Raw genomic sequence first — 852 nt, 5'->3', positions numbered from 1 at the left:
TGCCTATCAGCGATGACGCCAACGCCAGCGTCTCCTCGGCCAGCTCATTGAGCTGTACGTTTTCCAACGACAGCGTCAGCTTGCCGGACTCGATACTGGCCAGATCCAGCACCTCATTGATCAAGCCCAACAGATGACTGCCCGCCTGACGGATATGCCCGACCTGCTTTTTCTGTTTATCGGTGAGCGGGTCGCGCTGGCTGTTTTCCATTAACTGGGCAAAGCCGAGAATGGCATTCATCGGCGTTCTTAGCTCGTGGCTCATGCTGGACAAAAACTCGTCCTTGGCACGACTGGCACTCAAGGCCGCTTCTTGTGCCGCTTTAAGCTCGGTAATATCGGTCTGGACACTCAACCAGCCAAGACCGCTTACCCGGCAATTGGCAACCTTCAGCCAGCGCCCGCCATCGAGCGGATAGATAAAGCTGCTCTGGGACTGCTGCTTTTGTGCCAGACGCCATGCCAGCCACTCTTCCTCATGCGCAATCGCATCGCTGAATTGCCCGCGTGCCACGCCGGCCCGCAAAATATCGGCAAAAGGGGTTCCTGCCTGCATCTGGTCAGCAATCAGTGGATACAGCGCCTGATAGCGCCGGTTGCACAGCAGCAGACAATCATCCTCGCCATACAGCGCAAATCCGTCGGGAATGTTCTCGATCGCGGTCAGTAATTGCTGTCTGGCCGCCTGCGCTTTTTGTTCGCTGCGCTGTTGTTCGCTGACATCGTGACCTACTGCAACCAGACCGGTGATCTGCCCATTGGCATCCCGCCACGGTGCCTTGCTCATATTGATCCACTGTTCACGCGCAGGCTGACCGGCTCTGGCCTCGCGATAATAATGAATTAATTCGG

Annotated in this window: 1 protein-coding gene; it reads right to left on the bottom strand. The window is 56.6% G+C overall.

Translation table 11 applies throughout. The features are described from left to right. Window positions 1-852 (bottom strand): sensor histidine kinase (locus EGI20_RS18870; protein WP_498633234.1); only part of this gene is annotated, 852 nt, incomplete at both ends.

It is taken from the genome of Aquitalea sp. S1-19, assembly GCF_024343515.1.
This window is presented reverse-complemented; position numbering and strand designations above follow the sequence as displayed.